The organism is Chryseobacterium sp. FG46 (assembly GCF_057809135.1).
In genome coordinates this window covers 31,934-54,644 of the sequence record NZ_JBMDJJ010000019.1, presented here as the reverse complement: position 1 = coordinate 54,644, position 22,711 = coordinate 31,934, and the positions used below count along the sequence as shown (strand labels likewise).

Annotated in this window: 23 protein-coding genes; 16 read left to right on the top strand and 7 right to left on the bottom strand. The window is 35.7% G+C overall.

Annotated elements, in window-relative coordinates:
* The first annotated feature begins 411 nt into the window (after positions 1-411).
* The 4 genes from ACODR7_RS14745 to ACODR7_RS14730 all read left to right on the top strand — a co-directional run bounded on the left by ACODR7_RS14745 (position 412) and on the right by ACODR7_RS14730 (position 3,099).
* Positions 412-1,176, top strand: a complete 765-nt coding sequence (locus ACODR7_RS14745) for a DUF6759 domain-containing protein (RefSeq protein WP_488840146.1) — start codon at positions 412-414, stop codon at positions 1,174-1,176.
* 96 nt (positions 1,177-1,272) lie between these two features.
* A complete protein-coding gene (gene trmB, locus ACODR7_RS14740; protein ID WP_488840144.1) occupies positions 1,273-1,950 on the top strand; it encodes a tRNA (guanosine(46)-N7)-methyltransferase TrmB in 678 nt (225 codons plus the stop codon).
* A gap of 13 nt (positions 1,951-1,963) precedes the next feature.
* Positions 1,964-2,665, top strand: a complete 702-nt coding sequence (locus tag ACODR7_RS14735) for a DUF6759 domain-containing protein (protein ID WP_488840142.1) — start codon at positions 1,964-1,966, stop codon at positions 2,663-2,665.
* Positions 2,662-3,099 carry a DUF6759 domain-containing protein gene (locus ACODR7_RS14730; protein WP_488840140.1) on the top strand — a complete coding sequence of 146 codons (438 nt, stop codon included), beginning with the start codon at positions 2,662-2,664 and terminating at the stop codon, positions 3,097-3,099. The genes ACODR7_RS14735 and ACODR7_RS14730 overlap by 4 nt, the downstream gene beginning before the upstream one ends.
* Positions 3,100-3,348: 249 nt before the next feature.
* Here ACODR7_RS14730 and rpsB read toward each other — a convergent pair whose 3' ends face one another.
* The 3 genes from rpsB to rplM form a co-directional block, all read right to left on the bottom strand.
* Positions 3,349-4,110: a 30S ribosomal protein S2 gene (gene rpsB, locus ACODR7_RS14725; protein WP_062675707.1), complete on the bottom strand. Its 762-nt coding sequence runs from the start codon at positions 4,108-4,110 to the stop codon at positions 3,349-3,351.
* Positions 4,111-4,313: 203 nt separating this feature from the next.
* Positions 4,314-4,700 carry a 30S ribosomal protein S9 gene (gene rpsI, locus ACODR7_RS14720; RefSeq protein WP_002976218.1) on the bottom strand — a complete coding sequence of 129 codons (387 nt, stop codon included), beginning with the start codon at positions 4,698-4,700 and terminating at the stop codon, positions 4,314-4,316.
* Between the two features lie 6 nt (positions 4,701-4,706).
* Complete coding sequence (gene rplM / locus ACODR7_RS14715) at positions 4,707-5,162, bottom strand: 50S ribosomal protein L13 (protein ID WP_002976217.1); 456 nt, start codon at positions 5,160-5,162, stop codon at positions 4,707-4,709.
* 347 nt (positions 5,163-5,509) lie between these two features.
* Here rplM and ACODR7_RS14710 point away from each other — a divergent pair, with 347 nt between their 5' ends.
* Positions 5,510-6,607, top strand: coding sequence for a DUF3667 domain-containing protein (locus ACODR7_RS14710; RefSeq protein ID WP_488840137.1), 1,098 nt, complete (start codon positions 5,510-5,512; stop codon positions 6,605-6,607).
* A gap of 38 nt (positions 6,608-6,645) precedes the next feature.
* Here the strand turns inward: ACODR7_RS14710 and ACODR7_RS14705 are convergent, their stop codons facing one another.
* On the bottom strand, positions 6,646-6,978 hold the full coding sequence (locus ACODR7_RS14705; protein WP_488840197.1) for a hypothetical protein: 333 nt from the start codon (positions 6,976-6,978) through the stop codon (positions 6,646-6,648).
* Between the two features lie 244 nt (positions 6,979-7,222).
* On the opposite strand from ACODR7_RS14705, the gene ACODR7_RS14700 reads away from it, so the two are divergent.
* The 11 genes from ACODR7_RS14700 to ACODR7_RS14650 all read left to right on the top strand — a co-directional run bounded on the left by ACODR7_RS14700 (position 7,223) and on the right by ACODR7_RS14650 (position 18,939).
* On the top strand, positions 7,223-7,621 hold the full coding sequence (locus ACODR7_RS14700) for a hypothetical protein (RefSeq protein WP_488840135.1): 399 nt from the start codon (positions 7,223-7,225) through the stop codon (positions 7,619-7,621).
* The gene (locus tag ACODR7_RS14695; RefSeq protein ID WP_488840133.1) at positions 7,618-8,892 is read left to right on the top strand and encodes a hypothetical protein; all 1,275 of its coding nucleotides are present in this window, start codon (positions 7,618-7,620) and stop codon (positions 8,890-8,892) included. The genes ACODR7_RS14700 and ACODR7_RS14695 overlap by 4 nt, the downstream gene beginning before the upstream one ends.
* A 238-nt stretch (positions 8,893-9,130) precedes the next feature.
* Entirely contained in the window at positions 9,131-12,478 is a 3,348-nt protein-coding gene (locus tag ACODR7_RS14690) for a methylmalonyl-CoA mutase family protein (protein ID WP_488840131.1), read from the top strand.
* Positions 12,479-12,650: 172 nt separating this feature from the next.
* Entirely contained in the window at positions 12,651-12,851 is a 201-nt protein-coding gene (locus tag ACODR7_RS14685) for a hypothetical protein (protein ID WP_488840130.1), read from the top strand.
* A 55-nt stretch (positions 12,852-12,906) separates the two neighbouring features.
* Positions 12,907-13,617: a Dph6-related ATP pyrophosphatase gene (locus ACODR7_RS14680; RefSeq protein ID WP_488840195.1), complete on the top strand. Its 711-nt coding sequence runs from the start codon at positions 12,907-12,909 to the stop codon at positions 13,615-13,617.
* Positions 13,618-13,814: 197 nt separating this feature from the next.
* Positions 13,815-14,927 (top strand): serine hydrolase domain-containing protein, encoded by a 1,113-nt coding sequence (locus ACODR7_RS14675; protein ID WP_488840128.1) that lies wholly within the window; start codon positions 13,815-13,817, stop codon positions 14,925-14,927.
* Between the two features lie 30 nt (positions 14,928-14,957).
* Entirely contained in the window at positions 14,958-15,482 is a 525-nt protein-coding gene (locus ACODR7_RS14670) for a 2'-5' RNA ligase family protein (protein ID WP_488840127.1), read from the top strand.
* A gap of 215 nt (positions 15,483-15,697) precedes the next feature.
* Positions 15,698-16,252: a crossover junction endodeoxyribonuclease RuvC gene (gene ruvC, locus ACODR7_RS14665; RefSeq protein ID WP_047435701.1), complete on the top strand. Its 555-nt coding sequence runs from the start codon at positions 15,698-15,700 to the stop codon at positions 16,250-16,252.
* A 151-nt stretch (positions 16,253-16,403) separates the two neighbouring features.
* Positions 16,404-17,474: a DUF4407 domain-containing protein gene (locus ACODR7_RS14660; protein WP_076594866.1), complete on the top strand. Its 1,071-nt coding sequence runs from the start codon at positions 16,404-16,406 to the stop codon at positions 17,472-17,474.
* Between the two features lie 173 nt (positions 17,475-17,647).
* Positions 17,648-18,241: a phage tail protein gene (locus ACODR7_RS14655; protein WP_488840124.1), complete on the top strand. Its 594-nt coding sequence runs from the start codon at positions 17,648-17,650 to the stop codon at positions 18,239-18,241.
* A 5-nt stretch (positions 18,242-18,246) separates the two neighbouring features.
* Positions 18,247-18,939, top strand: coding sequence for a T9SS type A sorting domain-containing protein (locus ACODR7_RS14650; protein WP_488840123.1), 693 nt, complete (start codon positions 18,247-18,249; stop codon positions 18,937-18,939).
* A gap of 262 nt (positions 18,940-19,201) precedes the next feature.
* On the opposite strand, the gene guaB is transcribed toward ACODR7_RS14650, so the two are convergent.
* The 3 genes from guaB to ACODR7_RS14635 form a co-directional block, all read right to left on the bottom strand.
* Positions 19,202-20,662, bottom strand: a complete 1,461-nt coding sequence (gene guaB / locus ACODR7_RS14645; RefSeq protein WP_488840121.1) for an IMP dehydrogenase — start codon at positions 20,660-20,662, stop codon at positions 19,202-19,204.
* Positions 20,663-20,899: 237 nt separating this feature from the next.
* Positions 20,900-21,403 carry a DUF4252 domain-containing protein gene (locus tag ACODR7_RS14640; RefSeq protein WP_488840119.1) on the bottom strand — a complete coding sequence of 168 codons (504 nt, stop codon included), beginning with the start codon at positions 21,401-21,403 and terminating at the stop codon, positions 20,900-20,902.
* 11 nt (positions 21,404-21,414) lie between these two features.
* Positions 21,415-22,701, bottom strand: a complete 1,287-nt coding sequence (locus tag ACODR7_RS14635) for a DUF4252 domain-containing protein (RefSeq protein ID WP_488840117.1) — start codon at positions 22,699-22,701, stop codon at positions 21,415-21,417.
* Positions 22,702-22,711 lie beyond the last annotated feature (10 nt).

Genomic DNA, 22,711 nt, shown 5'->3' with positions numbered 1-22,711 from the left:
TAAGATTATCTGTATCTTAACAAATCAAATCTATATAATTTATTTTTTCTTCAGCAGTATATTTTTCACAGTTTAGTTAAATACGTAAAATAATGCAGACATGATGTAGATGCGATGTAGATCTGATGTAGAAATTGGAAATAATTTTTATCTATTTAATCTTAATGCATACCCCGTTTAATTTTTTTTTCGGATAGGATAAAACCAGCTACCGAAAATTATCACATTAAAGAATAAATGATTCTTTAATTTTCGTACATTTATTTTATTAATTCTTAGTATTAGCTTTTACATTTACACGATATAAGTTTTTAAAAATAAAAATCCTTGTATTTCGTTATCAAATAAAAACTAAGCAACCAAAACGCAAATTAAGAGTGAAGCACCGAATTTTTAATTTAATATTAATTAATGAAAAAATTACTTTTACTTCTTTGTTGTATGTTTTTCGTTACCATGTCTTCTCAAAAAAAAGGGAAAGACTACAGTGATATTTTGAAAAGTAAGAATATCTACGAGATTAATGCCTTTTTACGGGATGCCCATCCTGATGATCCCAGAAGATCCGTTCTGAAACCCAGGGTGATGGAAATGATGAAAGAGTATATCAAGAATGCACATCCTGCAGACCAAAAGGTAAAAGACATGCAGGAAATGCTTGCTATGCTGCGGAGAAGACCTTCTACCAAAATTACCTTTGATGAAATGAATGCCATCATCAAACAAAAACAGATTGCAAAATATAAAGCTGAGCTGGCTGCAAAACAATCTACCACTGTGTATACGCCCAGTACTGCCCAAAATACATATGTTGTCAACACTACTGCCAATAGCGCAATTCCCAACACTGAAGCAGAAGAGTTCAACATGTTAATGGCAGTCTCTCCTGTGGAACATAAAAACAGGACTGTAAAAATTTTAAATTCCTTATTTGATAATGATCCTAATGCTAAGGAATGCATTGTTTTGATTCAAAATAAGTCAGACTGCAATATCATTGTAAGAATGGAAGGTGTAGGAACGACCAAATATAGACTGGCAGTTCCTGCTCAGGGCGAAGGCTCCATTGTTATAGAAAAAGGGCAATATCTTTTTACCAGCCTGGTTTGCGGAGCTCAATATGCTTCACAAAAAACAATTGAAAGACCCATTATGGTGGCTCTGGGAAGTCAGTAATACACCGCAAAGGCAAATTATCTCTATGTCTTTTACCACCAAAAGACATAGAGACTCCATAAATTTTCACTATTTTTGCACTCATTTTATAACTCAATGGGCAAGAATAAATTAGCAAGATTTGCAGAAAACAAAATATTACCGAATGTAATCCAGCCAACAAGAGAAGATGCTTTAAATGGTTTCGATCTTAAAGGAAAATGGAGAGACAATTTCTTTAAAAATGATAATCCGGTTATATTGGAATTAGGTTGTGGAAAAGGGGAATATTCTGTAGGACTCGCAAAAACATTTCCTGAAAAAAACTTTATCGGAGTAGATATTAAAGGAGCAAGATTTTGGTTTGGAGCAAAAGAAGCTGTAGAAAACAACATGAATAATGTAGCGTTTTTGAGAACTCAGATTGAGCTTGTTGATTATTTCTTTGCAGAAAATGAAGTTGACGAAATTTGGATTACATTCCCGGATCCACAGATTAAATACAAAAGAACAAAACACAGATTAACACATCCGGATTTTTTAAACCGATATAAAAAGTTCCTGAAGCCAGGAGGTATCATTCACCTGAAAACCGATTCAGAATTCCTGCATGGGTATACGCTTGGATATCTGCAAGGAGCAGGTTATGAGATCATTTCTGCCCACCATGATATCTATGGTGCACCAGAATACGATCCTAATACAGAGCATTTGAGAGATATCAAGACGTATTATGAAGAGCTATTCTCTGCGAAAGGAAAAACCATTACTTATATCAAATTCCGGATAAGCTGATGAATTAAACGATATGATGAAAAAAAATTTTTTAACAATTTTATTCTTCACATTTCTTATCCCCAGCTTTACACAGGCTCAAAAGAGCAGTAAAGACATTTTAAAAAGCACAAATATTAAAGAAATTGAAGAATACCTGAAGAACGCACACCCTGACGATCCTAAAAAAACCGTGCTGAAGCCCAAGCTTATTGCTTTAAAAAACTCCGAATGGACAAAGGGAGCACTTACTGCCAAACCTATGGAAGCAAGGCCTGTTATTGCGGATATTCCGAAGAGCGCGATGAGGAATCCTGATTCTGATGATGCGGAAGAGTTTAGAAAACTTATTGCTGAAACATCTGCTGAACATAAGGAAAAAACAGTAAAGGTGCTGAACGCCATGTTTAATGAGGATATTAGCCGCAATGAAGCTATTCTCTTATTCAAAAATAATTCTGACTGCAATATTGTATTACGGATAGAAGGAAAAGAGTTTTATAATCTTGCAGTTCCTGCTCGTGCAGAAAACTTCATTGTACTTAAGAAAGATTCATATACGCTTAGCAGCAATATCTGTGATATGAAATATTCCTCTCAGAAAGACATTAAAAAAAGTATATTTGTAACAATAGACAACCCGAAACCCTCCAACGTTGAACTGAAATCAATTCAAAAGGAGCCGATAACGGAGCAATCACAGAAAAAACAAAAGTCAAAAAATAAAATAGGATGAAAAAACTATTAGTTCTTACCGGAACTTCATTGATTCTTGCCAGCTGTAATGTCAATTATGGAGCCTACCCGGGAGGAACTTCCTACCCTTATCCTGCTAATTCAGGGAACAGAGCCAATACAGAAAGAGAGTACAATGATCTTATAAAGACTTATAAACCGGAAACAGCCGACGTACTTAATGACCTTCTGAATAGTGATGATCCTAAAAATCCCAGGACCTCTATTTCTGTAGAAAATAAATCCCCATGCAATATGGTGCTTACAATAAGCGGAGGTAATTTTTTCAAGAAAATTCCTATTGGTGCCGGTAAGATAGGATACACTATGGTTCCTAAAAATCAGAACTACAGATTATCCGGAGTTGTATGTAACTCTATTTACCAGTCTACAAAGTTCGTCACAACTTCTTATTCTATAAAACTTTCAAACTAACATACAGCCCGCAGAGTTTCTGTGGGTTTTTATTTTAAATAAAAGATTCTGATCTTTTCTTGCAATGAATAGCCAAAAGACACGAAACAAGATCATTTTAAAGCTTTCAAGGTAAAATTGATCACTAAGTATAAAAATGAGTTTATACTGTTATATAAAAATACTTTTCTAAGAAATAGCTCTTGTATATAAATAAAAAAACGCTGGATCGAAATCCAGCGTTTTTCCTATATTAAAGAAAATCTTCAATTATTCTGCATCGAAATCAGCATCTGTATCAGCAGATACTTTTTCTCCTTCTTCTTTAGATTTTTCTTTATCAGCTTTTCTTTGAGACTGACCTTCTTTGATAGATTCAGAAACTACGCTAAGGATCATATCAATAGACTTAGAAGCATCATCGTTTCCTGGGATAACGAAGTCAACTTTTCTAGGGTCAGAGTTTGTATCAACGATACCGAAAACTGGAATACCAAGTTTCTTAGCTTCAGTTACCGCGATGTGTTCTCTTAAGATATCAACTACAAATACAGCAGATGGAAGTCTCACCATGTCAGCGATAGAACCTAAGTTCTTCTCCAGGTTAGCTCTTTGTCTGTCAACTTGTAATCTTTCTTTTTTAGATAAAGTTTCGAATGTACCGTCTTTTTTCATTTTGTCGATAGCATTCATCTTCTTTACAGCCTTTCTGATAGTAACGAAGTTCGTTAACATACCACCTGGCCATCTTTCTGTAATATAAGGCATATTAAGTTCAGAAGCGTGTTTTGCAACTACTTCTTTCGCTTGCTTCTTAGTCGCTACGAAAAGAACTTTTTTACCTGCAGAAGTTAATTTTTCTAAAGCGCTGCATGCTTCATCTAATTTAACTGCTGTTTTATGTAAGTCTACAATGTGAATACCGTTTTTCTCCATAAAAATGTATGGAGCCATATTTGGATTCCACTTTCTAGTCATGTGACCGAAGTGTACGCCAGCCTCTAAAAGGTCTTTTACATTTGCTTTTGCCATGTTTTCTGTTTTTGTTAGTTTACTTTCCGTCTTTTAAACAATCAACAACTTCTTTAGATGGGAGAAGCGTTTGGATGCTAAACGTAACGGGCAATTTTTGCTTTAAGCTTCAGGCAGTAAGCCATAGGCTTTGAAGCGAATTAAAAATTTTAATAAGTTTTTCAAATAGCTTATTGCATGTTGCTTTAAGCTTATCGCAATTCTTAACGTTTTGAGAATTGGAATCTCTTTCTTGCTTTTTTCTGACCTGGCTTCTTTCTTTCCACCATTCTTGCGTCTCTTGTAAGTAAACCAGCTGGCTTCAATGCTAATCTGAACTCAGCGTTGATTTCGCATAAAGCTCTAGAAATACCTAATCTGATAGCCTCTGCCTGACCTGTATTTCCACCACCGAATACGTTTACGGTAACGTCATACTGACCAACAGTCTCAGAAAGGATAAACGGTTGGTTTAATTTGTAAACCATCACGTCTGTAGAGAAATATTCTTTAGCATCTTTACCGTTTACTGTAATAACACCAGAACCTGGTTTTACATAAACTCTAGCTACAGAAGTTTTTCTTCTTCCGATTTTGTGAACTATAGACATAATTAATTATTTAAATTCGTTAACATTAATTGTTTTTGGCTGTTGAGCTTCATGTTTGTGCTCAGTTCCTTCATATAAATAAAGGTTCTTAAGGATAGCAGCTCCTAATCTGTTTTTAGGCAACATACCTTTTACAGACTTTTCTAATACCTTTAAAGAATCTTTCTTTTGAAGTTCAGCCGCAGTCATAGACTTCTGTCCACCAGGGTATCCTGTATGCCAGATATAAGTCTTATCAGCCCACTTGTTTCCGGAAAGTGTAATTTTCCCAGCATTCAAAACGATTACGTTATCACCACAATCTACGTGAGGTGTGTAGTTCGTTTTGTGCTTACCTCTCAAAATCTTTGCAACCGTAGAAGCTAATCTACCTAACGGCTGTCCTTCAGCGTCTACCACAACCCATTCTTTATTAGCAGTAGCTTTGTTCGCTGAAACAGTTTTGTAACTTAATGTATTCACACGTTTTAGTTAAAGATTAAACATAATTTACCCCTAAAAGGGTGTGCAAAGGTACAAATTATTTTTGTAACCCAAAAACATATTTTATTTAATCTATATAATCTTCCCCGTACCCCCTTCTATTAATAGATTTTAACACTATTTACAATTTTGGCACAGATCTTGAAAACTCATGAGCCGATGAAAAATACACTTCGAAGATTCTAAAAACACCAATGAAACAGCAAAGAGTTTATTCCTTCAACTCTTTCTTTTATTAAGTTTACTGTAACGATTCTGTAAGATATATTAACATCATCACAATTTCATCGAAATAATTATATTTGTGGCAATCATATTCCATAATCATGAGCCACGGAAAAATAAGAGATGATAAAACCTGCCTCAACTGCGGGCATCAGGTTGAAGAAAGGTTTTGTCCCCACTGCGGACAGGAAAATACTGAAAGACGACAGCCCTTCTACTTTCTTTTCACCCATTTCATTGAAGACTTCACTCATTATGACGGACAGTTCTGGGGAACAGTAAAAAATTTGTTATTTAGCCCCGGCAAACTGACAAACACTTATCTTGAAGGAAAGAGACAGAAATACGTTCCTCCTGTAAAGCTTTATATTTTTGTCAGTTTCATTACATTTTTCGTTTTTGCTCTGTTTCCTATGGTTAATATAGGCTCTACAAAAGAGGGAAATAGTGGTGAAAATAGTAAAACAAACTTTTTAAAAGTCATGAAACCTGTCGGAAAGCAAAAGCTTATAGACAGTATAAAAGCAAAAAAACATCTGACTGAAAAAGACTCTCTTGCGATTGAAGGAATAAAAGCAGTTCCTGACTCTTCTGAAATAGAAGATATGATTGACATGGACAAAACAATAGATCCGGATTTTACTTTTGGTGACTACAAAACCAGGAAAGCCTATGATTCTGCTAAAGCCAAAAACCCGTCATCTCTTAGTTTTATTGAAGCCCCTATCATTCACAAATTCTTTGAGCTTAAAGAAAAGGGCGTGAAGAAAAAGGAGATTATTGCCGGTATGGTAGAAAAGTCATTTCATAATCTTCCAAAAGCACTTTTTATCTATCTCCCTCTTTTCGCATTATTTTTATGGATCTTTCATAGTAAGAAAAAATGGTGGTACTTTGATCACGGAATTTTCACGCTGCATTACTTCTCGTTTTTACTGCTTACCATATTATTGATATTCTTACTTACCAAATTGGCAGGTCTCACAGACTTCTGGCTGATTAATACCATTTTATATTTAGCAATATCACTCCTGTCATTATACACTATGGCCTATTTCTTTATTGCTCACAGGCGGGTTTATCGCGCCCATGGTTTGGTAAGCATTATTCTCGGAATGATATTATTCACCATTAACTTTATTGCATTCATGTTTTTGCTTTTAGGCCTTGCTCTAATAAGTTTCATGATGATTCATTAATAATAAAAGAGGCTTTCAATTGTGAAAGCCTCTTTTATTTATTTTCTTAATGACTTCGTTGCCCTAAAGCTTGCTATTACATAATAGGCTACAAACACCATAGAAAACTTTAGAATGGATGGAATAGCCAGTTCAAGTTTAAAAATTAAAGTACCTGCACCAACCAGAATCGCCATCACTACAAAAGACAGTCCCAGTTTTTTCGCCAGTGTAAAATCTGGAGTATCCAAATAATAAGCAATACCCCAGGCCGCACCAAAAGCAATAGCATAATAGAACTCCAAACCAATGTTTTCTGAACTTAAAAAGAAATAATTAATCAGGAAGCTTACTATAGTTCCCAATGCGAAATATATCAACGCTTTTTGCATGTCTGTAAAAATATGCTGCAAAAATAGAGAATTTAATCGGGGTGCAGAATTGTCGCAAACATTTAATTATTGAAACCAACAATATCACCCAAAAAGGTAATTGACCACAAACATTACAAATTATAAATTTGAAATAGAATCAGGAGCTGTGATATCCTCCTAATCATTTTGCAGGGTATCGAAGAGGAAAGATCTGATTTTTCAAAAATTAAAAAAACAATTACAAACCAAAAAAACAATAGACATGAAAAAGATTTCAAAAAAAACAGTAGAAATTACGGACTTTAACGAAGACAATGTTGAAGTGAATGTAATAATCAGTGCCAACACACAATTTGGTGATCCCCATTTTATCATTAATGGAAGCCGGATAGATGACAACAATTTAAAAGATGACGGATTTTCTTTTACCATTCCAAAAGCAGATGTAAAGTCCGATAATTTACTTTTTGCAACTTCTTTTAATATTAATATGCAGGTAAACCATCTGCAGATTTTAATCAATACATGCAGAATAAAATTCGAGTTCCCTCAAATTCCTAGCAAGAATTTTGACTTCAACCCCTTTAAAGGTAAAACAACCGAAGATTTAGCTGGCAGATTCATCTATGGAGTCTATAAGTACATAAAAATTGAGCTATGAAAAAGATATTACTAGTAACTCTGACAGTTGGATCAACATTACTATTTTCTCAAAACAAAGAAATTAGTACAGAGTTAAACAAGCTGGAGCTTTCCAATTCTCCAAGTGTAATGCTTCTCGGCTTGGCAAGTTCTGATCTGGAAACCCCAAAATCGAAAAAAGCATTCATGACCAGTATTGTGAATTCTTTCAGCGAAAATGAAGGTCTTCCCAATGCGTACGCAGTAGAACTTACCCCGACCCATTTATTTCCTCTGACGGAAATGGATGCGTTGAAGTACGCTGGCATTAAAACCATCAAAAATGCTGACAATAAAAAAGAGGAGTATAAAAATAACATTTTCAGTGAAGCAAAAAACGTTTCAGTCTCATTTGCCTTTCTGAAAAATTATAAAATTGAAAATCTTGAAACGGAAAATCCTTCGGTATCTTTTTCTTTGCGAACTACAGTAGTTAAAATAAGAAATAAAAAAAATATAGACGCTATTGCTGCCTCAAATAATAATATCTCAAAGGAGTTAAGCGATATTCAAAGAGAGTTTTATCAATCGCAAAAATTTAAAGATATAAATACTTCCAATATCAGCCAAAGTGAAAAGGAAAAAAAATTTACACAAGCATTAGATGAATTTGAAACAGATTATTACAAAACGGAAACAGAAAATTATAAAAAATACCTTGATGAAAAACCTGCTTTTCAGCTGGATGTAGCTTCAGCCTACAGTACTTTCTTTTTAAATAACCAATTCAAGAATAATCAATTCGGGAAATTTGGAGTTTGGCTGACAATGAGTTCTGGAATCAATCTGGAAAGGAGAAATCAAGAGCCAAAGCCCAAATCAGCTGAAGAACAAAAGATAGCTGCAAATCAAAAGAACGAAAAGCCCAAAGTAATGATCAAAGAAACCCCTGCAGACCCTTCAAAGATTGAAAAACGATTAAATTTTTATGCCGTTGCAAGATACATGCAGGACAAAACAGTTTATGATGTCGCCAACGGGTTCAGCAAAACCAACAATTATGATTTTGGTGGAAAAATAGAGCTTGTTTATAATAAATTTTCCATTGGATATGAATTCATTTACAGAAGCAGTGATTTAGACAATACCTATCGTTCTAACGGAATCATTAACTATAAAGTGTCCGACAGCGTTTATATTAATGCAGCTTTTGGAAAGAATTATGGTGATAAAGATAATCTGATTTCATTTTTAGGATTGAACTGGGGATTGGACAGCAAAAGAAAAACACTTTTTTCAGAGAAACAATAAAGGAAGCTTCCTGAAACCAAACTTATGGTTAAAAATGTCGGCAAATTTTGATCTGCCGACATTTTTATTATTACAGAGCAGCGTAATAATCTATAAAATACAGATCCAGCCTCTGACAAAGTCTACAAAACAAAAAAACAATTATTATAAATATTTAAAAATCAAAACATTAAATTACACATCATGGTTTTCATTTTATTACTATATTTGAAAACTTAGAAACTGTCTAGAATTTTTTATGGAAACCCAAAAATATACTCCAACCAACAAGGTAAGAATCGTAACTGCTGCCTCATTATTTGATGGGCATGATGCTGCAATCAATATTATGCGTCGTGTTATCCAGGGAACAGGATGCGAAGTGATCCACTTAGGACACGATAAATCAGCAGAAGAAGTTGTAAATACAGCAATCCAGGAAGATGCCAATGCTATTGCATTAACTTCTTATCAGGGAGGTCATAACGAATATTTCAAATATATTTATGATCTTTTGAGGGAGAAAAATTCACCGCAGATCAAAATTTTTGGCGGCGGTGGCGGTGTAATCCTTCCGGAAGAAATCAAAGATCTGATGTCTTACGGAATCGACAGAATTTATTCTCCGGATGATGGCCGTGAGCTGGGACTTCAGGGAATGATTGATGATCTGGTACAAAGATCAGATTTTGCTACAGGAAAAGATGTTACAGCCAATGACCTTGATGATATCAGCTTTGAAAACCCGTCAAGCATTGCTCAAATTATTTCAGCCGTTGAAAACTTCTCAGAAGAAAAACCTGAGCTTGTAAAAGCAATCGATGAAAAATCTAAAGATCTGACTATTCCAATCATTGGTATTACAGGTACCGGAGGAGCTGGTAAATCATCACTAACAGATGAATTGGTAAGACGTTTCTTACGTTCAAATACGGATAAAAAAATCGCTATTATTTCCATTGACCCTTCGAAAAAGAAAACCGGAGGGGCTTTATTAGGTGACAGAATCCGTATGAACGCGATCAATGATCCAAGAGTTTATATGCGTTCTATGGCAACCAGAGAAAATAACGTTTCTGTTTCTCCTTTCATTCACTCTGCGCTGAATGTATTGAAGCTGGCCCATCCTGATATCATCATTCTTGAAACTTCGGGGATCGGGCAGTCTGGTTCAGAAGTTTCTGATTTTGCAGACGTTTCCATGTATGTAATGACTCCTGAATATGGAGCATCCACGCAGTTGGAAAAAATCGACATGTTAGACTATGCGGATCTTGTAGCACTGAATAAATCTGACAAACGAGGTGCATTAGATGCTCTTCAGGCAGTAAGAAAACAATTCCAGAGAAACCATTTACTATGGGAAAGCCCGTTAGATGATATGCCGGTGTATGCAACAAAAGCGTCTCAGTTTAATGATCACGGAACAACAGAATTATACAACAGATTGGTTTCAAAAGTTAACGATAAATTCTCTGAATTAAATCTTAAAACATTTATTGAGCAGGAGATCACTGAAGAAGTGACGATTATCCCTCCGAAAAGAGTTCGTTATCTTTCTGAAATTGTCGAAAACAACAAACAATACGACATCAATATTGAAAAACAGGCTGAACTGGCCAGAAAAATGTATCATATTGAAGGCGTTAAAAATATCATTTCCAATGAAACTTTGGATGCTGAATACCAAAAGGCAGAAAAAGAACTTCAACAGGATAATATCGACTTCTTAAAGAGTTGGGACGACACGAAAAAAGCTTTCCATGCAGAGTTTTATTCTTATTTTGTGAGAGGAAAAGAGATCAAGGTTGAAACTTCTACTGAGTCTTTATCTCACTTAAGAATTCCAAAAATTGCATTACCAAAATACAATGACTGGGGAGATCTGATCAAATGGAAAGGACAGGAAAACCTTCCGGGAAGCTTCCCTTACACTGCAGGTATTTATCCGTTCAAGAGAACCGGAGAAGATCCTACAAGGATGTTTGCAGGAGAAGGAGGTCCTGAAAGAACCAACAGAAGATTCCATTATGTTTCTGCAGAAATGCCTGCAAAACGTCTGTCTACAGCTTTTGACTCTGTAACTTTGTATGGTCAGGATCCGGCTTTACCACCGGATATTTATGGTAAAATCGGGAACGCCGGAGTTTCTATTGCAACATTAGATGATGCGAAGAAATTATATTCCGGATTTGATCTGGTAAACGCATTAACTTCGGTATCAATGACGATCAACGGTCCTGCACCGATGCTGCTGGCTTTCTTTATGAATGCCGCCATCGATCAGAATGTTGAAAAATATATCAAAGAAAACGGTTTAGCATCTAAAGTAGAAGCTAAGCTTAAAGAAAAATTTGACGATAAAGGATTAGAAAGACCGAAATACAACGGTGAACTTCCTCCATCCAACAATGGTTTAGGATTACAGCTTTTGGGATTAACAGGTGATGAAGTAATCCCTGCTGATGTCTATGCAGAAATCAAAGCTAAAACGATTGCTACGGTTCGTGGTACCGTTCAGGCTGATATCTTAAAAGAAGACCAGGCTCAGAATACATGTATCTTCTCTACGGAGTTTGCCTTAAGATTAATGGGTGACGTTCAGGAATATTTCATCAGAGAAAAAGTAAGAAACTTCTACTCTGTTTCTATTTCAGGATACCATATTGCCGAAGCGGGAGCGAATCCGGTTTCCCAATTAGCATTCACACTGGCTAATGGTTTCACTTATGTGGAATATTACTTAAGCCGCGGAATGGATATCAACGATTTTGCACCTAACTTATCTTTCTTCTTCTCCAATGGTATTGATCCTGAATATTCAGTAATCGGACGCGTGGCAAGAAGAATCTGGGCAAAAGCCATGAAATTAAAATACGGAGCTGACGAAAGAAGCCAGATGCTGAAATACCACATCCAGACTTCAGGACGTTCTCTGCACGCTCAGGAAATTGACTTCAACGATATCAGAACTACTCTTCAGGCGCTTTATGCAATCTATGATAACTGTAATTCACTTCACACCAATGCGTATGACGAAGCGATCACAACTCCTACTGAGCAGTCTGTAAGAAGAGCAATGGCAATCCAGCTGATCATCAACAAAGAATTAGGGTTGGCTAAAAATGAAAATCCACTTCAGGGATCATTCATCATTGAAGAATTAACGGATCTTGTAGAAGAAGCTGTATATGCAGAATTCGACAGAATCACAGAAAGAGGCGGTGTTCTTGGAGCAATGGAAACGATGTACCAGCGCTCAAAAATCCAGGAAGAATCTATGCATTACGAATGGCTGAAGCATACTGGTGAATATCCGATCATCGGAGTAAATACTTTCTTAGGAAAAGATGGTTCTCCAACCGTTTTACCAGGAGAAGTTATCCGTTCTACTGAAGAGGAAAAGCAGGCACAGATTGAATCTCTTCACAACTTCCAGCAAGCGAATGACAGCAGATCTGAAGAAGCCTTGAAACAACTTCAACATGCAGCCATCAACCAGCAAAACTTATTTGAAGTGATGATGGATGCCGTGAAATATTGTTCTCTGGGACAAATTACCAATGCTTTATTTGAAGTGGGTGGTAAGTACAGAAGAAATATGTAAGTCTATCATTGGACAGACATTTTTTATAAATAAAACCTCAAAGAAATTCTTTGAGGTTTTGTTATTTTTAATGTGAAAAAATACTAAATTTTGATGGGTTTGTTTATAATGTTTGTTAAAAATTAAAAATAAACTGACCTGATCCTATATATTTACCATCAAAAAAATTTGAATGAGAACATATATTAAAATTGTTTCGGTGTTTGGTCTTTTTGTAGCGTTAGGTTCTTGTAAAACCTCTAATGTAGGTACCTCTCATAAAAGCGATATGGTTAGAAATGCTGAAGAACTACAAAAAAGACAACAGGCGGAAAAGGAAAAGCTTGATATTACAAGCCCTATCAACAATTATGGAAAGCCAGCTTCAAAATAAGGAAGTCTCCTTTGTAAATAAAATCTCCTTATTTTTGGGAGATTTTAATTTTAAAATGAAACCAAAAGCTTTATTCAACTGGAGCAGCGGAAAAGATTCCGCCCTTGCTCTTTACAAAATACTACAGGAAGATCAATATGAGATTTCTACGCTGCTTACCAGCATCAATCAGGAGTTTCAAAGGATCTCTATGCACGGCGTCCCTATTTCTCTTTTGGAAAAACAGGCCGAAAGTCTTGGAATTCCATTAATTAAAATGGAACTTCCCAAAGAACCCTCTATGGAAGAATACCAACAGATCATGAGTACAACAATGACTGGAATTAAAGCTCAGGGCATTACCCATTCCATTTTTGGAGATATTTTTCTGGAAGATCTGAGAAAATACAGGGAAGACCAATTAACGGCTATCGGTATGAAAGCCGTCTTTCCTCTGTGGAAACAAGATACAACTAACCTCATCCATGAATTTCTATGGCATGGCTTTAAAACCATCGTAACCTGCGTGAATGGCTCTTATCTTGATCAAAGTTTTGCTGGACGAATTATTGATCAGCAATTCATTGATGACCTTCCTGAAAATGTAGATCCATGCGGAGAAAACGGAGAGTTTCATACTTTTACTTTTGATGGCCCTATTTTCAAAAATCCGGTTCAGTTCGAAATCGGAGAAACAGTTAAAAAGACTTATCCTAAACCTAAAACAACTCCTGAAGAAGAAGATGGGGAATATGTTTTCTGGTTCAGTGATCTGCTATTAAAATAAGCCTGTGAATATTCTTTCACAGGTTTTTTAATGTATTATTTTTCAGCAGTACTTTCATTCATAGCACTTCAAGCTGATTACCTCTGCATTAACCTGATCCTGCAGTCTATCTTAGCACGCAATTTGCTTCCCATACTACTCTTTGGATATTTTACTATCTTTAAGAATATCAATCATCATTAAAAAATACAACACCTGTGATCAAAAATTTAGTATTCCTGTTCTTTTTCTGTTTTTTATTTTCCTGTACAACAACTGAGGTTCAAAAAATTGCCCCGGTTGATAAAAAAGCCATCATTGATTCTACCATTGCTGCTTTTCAGAAAACCCTTTTAGAACAGCAGATTGATTCTACTTTCAAGAAGTACCATTTCAATGGAAGTATTGCCGTTTTTAAAGATTCTATTCCACTTTACAGACGAGAAAACGGATATTCTGACTTTAAGAAGAAAACTAAAATTGACAGCAATACCATTTTTGCAATAGGTTCGGTTAGCAAGCAGTTCACGGCTGTTTTGATCTTGCTTCAGATGGAACAGGGAAAACTTAATGTGACAGATAAGGCATCAAAATACCTGAAAGAATTTCAGATCAAAGAATATGAAAACATTACAATTCATCAGCTGTTAAATCATACTTCCGGGTTGAATCTGATGGGTGGAAAACTGATGTTTAAAAGCGGATCAGATTTCTTTTATTCCAACGATGGATTCAACGCACTTGGAAAGATTGTGGAAAAAGTATCCGGAAAATCATATCATGAAAATGCATTGGAACTTTTTAAAAAATCAGGAATGACTCATTCCTCAACGGGAGATAGTTTTCAAGGAACTCATTTTGCCAGTGCTTATGTTGGAACTCCTGTCAAATTCTCTGAGGTTCCCAATATGCCGAAAAGATTAGGCGGATCAGAAATCGGGACACCCGCCGGAGGAATATTATCTACCATTCAGGATCTTCATTCATGGAATAATGCTCTGTACGGAGGAAAAATTCTAAAACCTGAGACACTGAAACTCTTTATGGCTAAGAGTGCGGAAAGACACCATGCTATTTTTGGGAAAATGGGTTATGCTTACGGAATCATGCTTAATATCGGCCAGCCCAATTCTTATTTTCACAGTGGTTATGTGAAAGGCTCTCCCTCTTTAAATATTTATTATCCGGGCACAAAAACATCCGTAATCATTCTGTCTAATATTGCTGATGAGGAAAAAGGAAAGGGCTTGATCTTCAGACCGCATATTGAAGTAAAAAAGATCACTGATCATCTTGAGAATACGCTTACAGAACTTAGATCAAAACATTAGTTTCCAGAACTAAAAAAACTAAATTGCTGTATGAAAAAAATGTACTTCATAGCGATTTATCCTCCACAGGAGATTATTGAAGAAATAAAAGTGTTTAAAGAAGATCTGGCAACAAACTATGCCAATTCCAAAGCGTTGAAAAACGAGGCTCATATTACACTATTTCCTCCCTTTTCAAGAGAAATTGAACTGGAGGACGATATTCATATTGCCTTTAAGAAGATTAATACGGATATCATCCCTTTTGAAGTAGAACTGGATGGCTTTGGAAGCTTTCCCAATCCTAAAAATCCTGTACTCTATATTCAGCCAAAAGAAAATATTCATTTAACAGAGCTTTATCATAGGGTAAAAGAGTACTTTAATTTTGCCCAGTATTCTTTTCATCCTCATATGACCGTGGGATTCAGAGATCTGACCTGGGAAAAATATCTTAAGGCCTGGGAAAAATATGAAAATAAGGAATACAAAACTAAATTTTTAGTAGATAAAATAATCCTTCTTCGTCATGATGGCCAGTGGATACCTATAGCAGAGAAAAAACTGAAAAAATAAAACCGGCTGATGAAGCCGGTTGAGTTTTATTTCTCCTTTATAATGTTCTGGATCAGTTTTTCAGAAGTATCATGCACACATGTATTTTTGAAAAATCCTGTTTTTCTTTAATAAGGATTCCAGTAACATGAAAAGTATTATTACTTTCATATGAATTAAAATCTTTGCTGATACTTTTTTACACATAAAAGATAGAAAGTCATATCTTTGAAGCAATGATTTCAGAGAAAATAATTTTAGGAATTGACCCGGGGACAACGGTAATGGGATTTGGTATTATCTCCGTAAAAAAAGGAAAAATGGAGATGGTCTCTATTCATGAACTGATCTTAAAGAAATATCCCAATCACGAAACTAAACTGAAGTATATCTTTGAAAGGACACTATCTCTCATTGACGAATTTCACCCTGATGAAGTCGCTCTTGAAGCTCCTTTCTACGGAAAAAACGTGCAGAGTATGCTTAAACTTGGACGTGCTCAGGGCGTTGCCATGGCTGCCAGCCTCTACAGAAATATCCCTATTACAGAATATTCTCCCAAAAAAATCAAGATGGCAATCACCGGAAATGGGAATGCCAGTAAGGAACAGGTAGCAGGTATGCTTCAAAACCTTCTTAAATTAAAGGAATTTCCTACAAAATATCTAGATGCATCGGATGGTCTTGCCGTAGCAGTATGTCATCATTTTAACTCCGGAACGATAACAGATACGAAATCATATTCCGGATGGGAGAGTTTCCTGAAACAAAATCCGGACAGATTGAAATAGCTTTTATACTTTTTTACAAATTTTCAAAATTAAAAATTAACACCCTTAAAAGCAGCATCTTATACAAACACAAATAATTACTTGGTAAAACATAATACTATCTTTTACATTGGTATGATTTTTAGTACTACCTTTGTATAAATTTTCAGTTATGAAAACAAACCAACAAACTATAAATCAAGGGACTCATAAAATAAACTGGTTCCAAAAGTTTCTGATGGTATGTTCAGGCGGGAACATCCATATTTTAAGAAAGACTCCGAGTGAATGGAATAAATTTTCCGGCATTGGAGGGATTGTTCTTTTCACTGCAGTATTCGCCACTTTGTCTGCAGGCTATGCAATGTATACAGTATTCGACAATATTTGGGCGGCTGTAGGATTTGGAATCTTATGGGGTCTGATGATTTTCAATCTTGACCGTTATATTGTTTCTTCCATCAAAAAAACAGGAACATGGTGGAATCAGATTCTGATGGCTATTCCCCGTCTCATCCTTGCTACGTTCCTGGGAATTATTATTTCCAAACCTTTAGAGCTTAAAATTTTTGAAAAGGAGGTGAATAAACAGCTGAACACTATCATTCAAAGAAATAAAAAACAGCTTCAGGGAGAAATGAACGGCAGGATTCTTCAACAGAGCGGTCCTTTTGAAACCGAAAAGCAGCAGATTTCAGGAAAGATCGCTCAATATCAGCGTTCGTACGACTCAGCATCTGTAGAGCTTGAAAAAGAAATCCTGGGTAAACAATCCGGATTAACCAGTGGAAAAGAAGGCTATGGTCCCAATGCAAAACGTAAGCAGCAATTGAAGGAGCAACGCAGACTGGATCTGGAAAATTATCAGAAGCAGGCAGCTCCAAGACTGGAATATCTAGACAAAGAAATATCCAAGGTATACACGAATCTGGAAACGGAAAGAAAATCTACTGAAACATTTGAAGATAAATTCAATGGTTTTGCGGCAAGGCTACAGGCCCTGGACGAACTTGGTAAAAATTCTGCGATCATTGGACTTGCAGCCACTTTTATCATGGGATTGTTTATCTGTCTTGAGATTTCTCCGGTACTGGTAAAACTTATTTCTCATATAGGACCTTATGATTATCTTCTGGAAAAAACAGAAAATGATTTCAGGTTATATTCCAAAGAAAAAATAGAAAAAGGAAATGCACTGACTGATTTCAGAATCGATGATTTTAAAGATAATCTGAAAAATTAAAATGATCTTTTCATCTATTATCCCATCTTAAACATTAGAGAAAAAATCTATAATAAATTATTTTTCAATAAATAAAACCTAACCTTTTGTTATACAACGAAAGGTTTTTCTTTTAATTAAACATTTTATGTAAAATATTTTCTAATTTTATACTACATAAAATCCTTATTATCATGAAAAACTTAATTTTTGCATGTACACTGCTGATAGGCAGCGCATTTGCTCCTGCTCTGAAAGCACAGGCATCAGAACCATTTTTAGGCCAAATAGCCTTTGTACCTTATAATTTTGCTCCAAAATACTGGGCAGAATGTAATGGGCAGCTTCTACCCATCGCACAAAATCAAGCATTGTTTTCATTGTTAGGAACTACCTATGGAGGAAACGGAACCACTACATTTGCGTTACCTGATATGAGAGGAAGAGTAGTTGTTCATAACGGACAGGCTCCGGGAGGGCCTACAACATACACAATGGGACAAACCGGCGGAACTGAAAGTGTAACATTACTGATAACACAAATGCCGGCTCACAATCATACTGTAAATGCAGTAACGGCGGAAGGGAATCAAAATTCTCCAACCAACAACCTTCCGGCAGATACCAAAATTCTTGATAAAGAATATTCTGATGCATCAGCAAACACTACCATGAAGAGTACAATGGTAAACAACGCCGGAGGAAGCCAGCCCCATGAAAACAGACCTCCCTTTATTACCCTGAAATGCATCATTGCATTAGCTGGAGTATTTCCATCGCAAAACTAATAATTATGAAAATTCTTTACTTACTATGTCTTGCTATAGGAAGCTCAGCTTTCACGCAGACAATAACTTTCAGTGGATGTCCTAATCTGTTTGACAGTCCGCCTAATACTTTTGTATTTAACAAAACAGGAGTTGATGCCTTTAGTAAAAACATCTATATGACTACTCCTATTGATGGCGGACAAGATTGTAGTGGATTAGGTACCTGCGAATTTAAAATCCAATGGAACAATACGCTTACAAGATGGGAGTTTCTTGGAGACGAAGGAAACGGAACCTTTACCACTCCGTCTTTGCTTTATTATAATTCAACAGGAAATAATTCTCTTCCTATCCCTCCTGGTAATATTGTTGGAACCTGGGTAGAGAATACAGCAATTACAAACGGACAGTGTGGAGGAAACCTTACTGCTGTAAATTCTACTATGACAGGTGATGTACAGACCACCACATTAGGGACTTCAGATCTTTCAAAAAATAAAATACAAATTTTTCCTAATCCAGTGGTTGATTTTATTACTATTTCCGGTATTGATGACGGACTATCTATCCAGATCTATAATATTGACGGACGCCTTGTAAAGTCAGAAATGTTTGATTCTAAGATTGATGTTTCACAGCTTGTTCCCGGAGGATATGTACTGAAAATAAATACCAGAAATTTTCAGACACATCAATTCAAATTCGTAAAAAAATAAATTATTAAAGCTTTCGAAACTTCCGGAGGCTTTAATTTTTCATGGCAAGGAACATTTTTTTGTATGAATTGAAATATTCCTTCAAGTGTACCATTTCATTTATTTTCCGGATACTGATATTTTTGAAAAGTTTAAGGAGGTAGGATCCAAAGGACAGTTTTTAAATAAAGTGATCAATCCCAGATTCCAATATTGCAAAATTGAATAAAAAAAGTCCCCATCAGAATAGAGTGGGGACTTTAGTATTGAATATTTTTAGATTTTATAAAGAATAATTCGGGGCTTCCTGTGTAATAATTACGTCATGCGGGTGAGATTCTTTCAATCCGCTTCCGGTAATCATAACTAATTTTGAGTCTCTTTGAAGGGTTTCAATATCTTTTGCACCACAATATCCCATTCCGGCTCTTAAACCTCCTGTCAGCTGGAAAATAACGTCCTCCAGCTTTCCTTTATGCGGAACTCTTCCTTCAATTCCTTCCGGAACGAATTTTTTAGCTTCACTCTGGAAATATCTTTCTTTACCACCTCTCTTCATTGCTGAAAGGCTTCCCATTCCCTGATAGGATTTGAATTTTCTTCCCTGGAAGATAATTTCTTCTCCCGGAGCCTCATCTGTACCTGCTAAAAGAGAACCTAACATTACAGCACCTGCACCACTGGCAATAGCTTTTACAATGTCTCCAGAAAGCTTGATACCTCCGTCACCAATTACCGCTACATTTTGAGATTTAGCATATTCGTAAACGTTATAGATGGCAGATAGCTGAGGAACTCCTACTCCGGCCACTACTCTGGTTGTACAGATAGATCCGGGTCCCACTCCTACTTTCAATACATTTGCTCCTGCTGCAATAAGATCTTTTGCGGCATCTGCGGTTACAATGTTTCCTCCTACAATATCAAGGTTAGGATATGCTTTTCTGATCTCTGAAATTTTATCTAAAACTCCTTTAGAATGACCATGTGCAGAATCAATCGCTACGATATCAACTCCTGCCTGTACTAAAGCCTCAATTCTCGTTAACGTATCTTCTCCTACGCCTACTCCTGCTCCTACGATAAGACGGCCATTTTCATCTTTATTAGCATTAGGATACTCCAACTGATTATCGATATCCTTGATGGTAATTAAACCTACAAGTTTATTGTCTTTATCTACGATAGGAAGTTTTTCAACTCTGTTCTTAAGAAGGATTTCTTTTGCTTTTTCAAGATTGGTATCTTTGTCTGAAGTGATCAAATTTTCTTTGGTCATGATCTCTTCCACTTTCATATCAAGATTTTCCTGATATTTTACATCTCTGTTGGTAATAATTCCAATAAGGACATTATCAGGATCTACCACAGGAAGACCTGAAATCTTATATCTTGACATAAGATCTCTAGCTTCACCTAAAGTATGATCTTTAGATAGAGTTACCGGATCAGAGATCATTCCGTTTTCGGAACGTTTTACACGGTTTACCTGAGCTGCCTGCTCAGCGATTGTCATGTTTTTATGGATAAATCCTAAACCTCCAACTCTTGCTAAAGCAATAGCCAGATCAGCTTCAGTAACAGTGTCCATCGCAGCGGAAACTATCGGAACATTCAGCGTGATTTTGTCGGTAAGTCTTGATTTTAATGAAACCTGGTTAGGTAAAACTTCTGAATAAGAAGGGACTAGAAGAACGTCATCGAAAGTGATGGCTGTCTCTACAATTTTGTTATGAATAGACATCTTTACTTTCTTTGCAAAATTAGGTTATTTTAGTGAGATATGAAAATCCTTTTTAATAGTTTAAATAAAAATTAATAATCAATAACTTAAATCAAAAAACCATTCTTTTGTCAGAACGGTTACGGTACAAAATAATTGAATGAGTATGAAACTACTTTATATATGTTAAATATGGACATTGAAGGTCTATTTGACGAGGTTTTCCGTTTTACATAGTTTGAATGTTTGATGATATTATTATTTATCAGAAACAGAATTAATCATTTTTGAAATATCATTGGCGGTAAAGTTTCCCTTCACATCTACGAATACTATTTCATTTTTCTTAGAACCTACTGTGATCAGCATATTTTTTATAATCTCTCCATCCTGTTTTACTCTAATGTTGATATCATCTCCATCATGTTTTATGCTGGCCCACTCTTCATAATGATTATGACTCAAAAACTGAGCGTAATCATTTAGCATTTTCTCATTCCCATTGGTTACAGTAAGAACCTTTATTTTAGAAGCTTTCTTAAACAGTTCTATGGTCTCTTCGCTTTCCCCTTCTTCTCTCAGAGCTTTCTTAATATAAGATTTAGCCAAAACCATGGGTACATTAATACTTGCGAACTGCGCTCCTCTGAAATCATATTTTGAATTCTGAAAAAAATCAATGTTCGGCTTTTCTGAAACAATACACGATTGAAGCACACCCATTATCAGAATAGAAAGAAAAATGTTTTTAAGAGTTTTCATAATTTAGTTTTTTATTTGATTTGTCTTAAGCTGCCTCCCGAAATTTTGTCCACTTTTGCATCCAGCTCAGGGTTTCCTCTCAGTTTTACATCAGCTCCTGAAGAAACACTTACTTTCAACTTGTCTGTAACAAGTAAGGAAAGACTTGCTCCTGAAGTAGATTCTGCTACTGCTGTGGTAATCTTTAGGTCATCGGCTTTACACGAAGCTCCACTGCTCGTTTCTATTACTGCGGAAACAGCTTCTCCGGATAAGCTTACACTTGCTCCGCTAGAGGTATCCAAAGCCAGTTTCTGAGTAATCAATTCAGCATTCAAAACAGCTCCGGAACTTACTGTAACAGCGACAGCTTGTCTTACATTGAAAGTTCCTTTAATAACAGAACCAGATTCTGCATCAATCTCCATATTATTTTCATTAACAGGATTCACTGCTGTAAAAATACTTCCAGATGAAGTTTTTATACTTTGAAGATTAGGAGCAGAAACATTAACGTTAAGATTTTTAAATCTCAGATTACGGACTCCTTTATTATCCACGTATATTTTTAACACTCCGTTTTCCACTTTGGTGATAACATATTGAAGTTTATCTGCATCTGCAATCACCTTTACACTTCTGGTATTTTCCTGCTTGAAAGTAACATTTACTCCCACACTGGCATCTATTTTTGAAAACTCACCAACATTTCTGTTATCACCATTCAAATAAGAAGATGTATTCCCGGATGTAAGGTCATTTCTTACCGAACTTGTCACTGAAGAGGTGGTTGTTTCAGCTGAATTAATGATTTTATTAACATCCGACAGTTTCATTTTTCCATTGAGAATAAAAATGATATTCTCTTCTTTGGAGTCTACATTGAACACCAGATTTTCAAGATAGTTGTCTTTTTCTTCTTCAGCCAGAAATTTCATGGAAGTACCGTCACTGCTCATGGACATCAGCTCATTGAAGTTGAGAGCGTTTAAAGCGTTGTTTATTCTCTCTGTTTTTTCTTCATTCATTTTTATGTTCGCAAGATTTTCATCTTTTAAACGATCCGGGAAAGTAATTTTAGGAATAATCAGAATTTTAAGTCCCTCTACATCGTTCAGTATAGGTTTTATCTTTCCGATATAGGCATCATTAACATCAATGGTATTCAATAGCTTGAACATCGGTTTTTTGATATTGATAGAGGTTACTCTTCCTTTTTTTTCAAAATCCTGAAAAAGCTTGTCTAATTTCTCAGTCTGTGCAGAATAAGTTGCAAAGCTGCTCAGCATTATGGCTATTATAAAAAATATTTTTTTCATGAGATTGATC

What these genes read in the sequence shown, in the direction of transcription:
- rpsI (WP_002976218.1), bottom strand. Translation starts at nt 4,700, where the DNA reads ATGTCTATAGTTCACAAAATCGGAAGAAGAAAAACTTCTGTAGCTAGA.
- ACODR7_RS14650 (WP_488840123.1), top strand. Translation starts at nt 18,247, where the DNA reads ATGAAAATTCTTTACTTACTATGTCTTGCTATAGGAAGCTCAGCTTTC.
- rpsB (WP_062675707.1), bottom strand. Translation starts at nt 4,110, where the DNA reads ATGGCAAAAGCAAATGTAAAAGACCTTTTAGAGGCTGGCGTACACTTC.
- ACODR7_RS14700 (WP_488840135.1), top strand. Translation starts at nt 7,223, where the DNA reads ATGAAAAAGATTTCAAAAAAAACAGTAGAAATTACGGACTTTAACGAA.
- ACODR7_RS14710 (WP_488840137.1), top strand. Translation starts at nt 5,510, where the DNA reads ATGAGCCACGGAAAAATAAGAGATGATAAAACCTGCCTCAACTGCGGG.
- ACODR7_RS14670 (WP_488840127.1), top strand. Translation starts at nt 14,958, where the DNA reads ATGAAAAAAATGTACTTCATAGCGATTTATCCTCCACAGGAGATTATT.
- ACODR7_RS14640 (WP_488840119.1), bottom strand. Translation starts at nt 21,403, where the DNA reads ATGAAAACTCTTAAAAACATTTTTCTTTCTATTCTGATAATGGGTGTG.
- trmB (WP_488840144.1), top strand. Translation starts at nt 1,273, where the DNA reads ATGGGCAAGAATAAATTAGCAAGATTTGCAGAAAACAAAATATTACCG.
- ACODR7_RS14680 (WP_488840195.1), top strand. Translation starts at nt 12,907, where the DNA reads ATGAAACCAAAAGCTTTATTCAACTGGAGCAGCGGAAAAGATTCCGCC.
- ACODR7_RS14695 (WP_488840133.1), top strand. Translation starts at nt 7,618, where the DNA reads ATGAAAAAGATATTACTAGTAACTCTGACAGTTGGATCAACATTACTA.
- ACODR7_RS14655 (WP_488840124.1), top strand. Translation starts at nt 17,648, where the DNA reads ATGAAAAACTTAATTTTTGCATGTACACTGCTGATAGGCAGCGCATTT.
- guaB (WP_488840121.1), bottom strand. Translation starts at nt 20,662, where the DNA reads ATGTCTATTCATAACAAAATTGTAGAGACAGCCATCACTTTCGATGAC.
- ruvC (WP_047435701.1), top strand. Translation starts at nt 15,698, where the DNA reads ATGATTTCAGAGAAAATAATTTTAGGAATTGACCCGGGGACAACGGTA.
- ACODR7_RS14685 (WP_488840130.1), top strand. Translation starts at nt 12,651, where the DNA reads ATGAGAACATATATTAAAATTGTTTCGGTGTTTGGTCTTTTTGTAGCG.
- ACODR7_RS14690 (WP_488840131.1), top strand. Translation starts at nt 9,131, where the DNA reads ATGGAAACCCAAAAATATACTCCAACCAACAAGGTAAGAATCGTAACT.
- ACODR7_RS14735 (WP_488840142.1), top strand. Translation starts at nt 1,964, where the DNA reads ATGATGAAAAAAAATTTTTTAACAATTTTATTCTTCACATTTCTTATC.
- ACODR7_RS14745 (WP_488840146.1), top strand. Translation starts at nt 412, where the DNA reads ATGAAAAAATTACTTTTACTTCTTTGTTGTATGTTTTTCGTTACCATG.
- ACODR7_RS14705 (WP_488840197.1), bottom strand. Translation starts at nt 6,978, where the DNA reads ATGCAAAAAGCGTTGATATATTTCGCATTGGGAACTATAGTAAGCTTC.
- ACODR7_RS14635 (WP_488840117.1), bottom strand. Translation starts at nt 22,701, where the DNA reads ATGAAAAAAATATTTTTTATAATAGCCATAATGCTGAGCAGCTTTGCA.
- ACODR7_RS14660 (WP_076594866.1), top strand. Translation starts at nt 16,404, where the DNA reads ATGAAAACAAACCAACAAACTATAAATCAAGGGACTCATAAAATAAAC.
- ACODR7_RS14730 (WP_488840140.1), top strand. Translation starts at nt 2,662, where the DNA reads ATGAAAAAACTATTAGTTCTTACCGGAACTTCATTGATTCTTGCCAGC.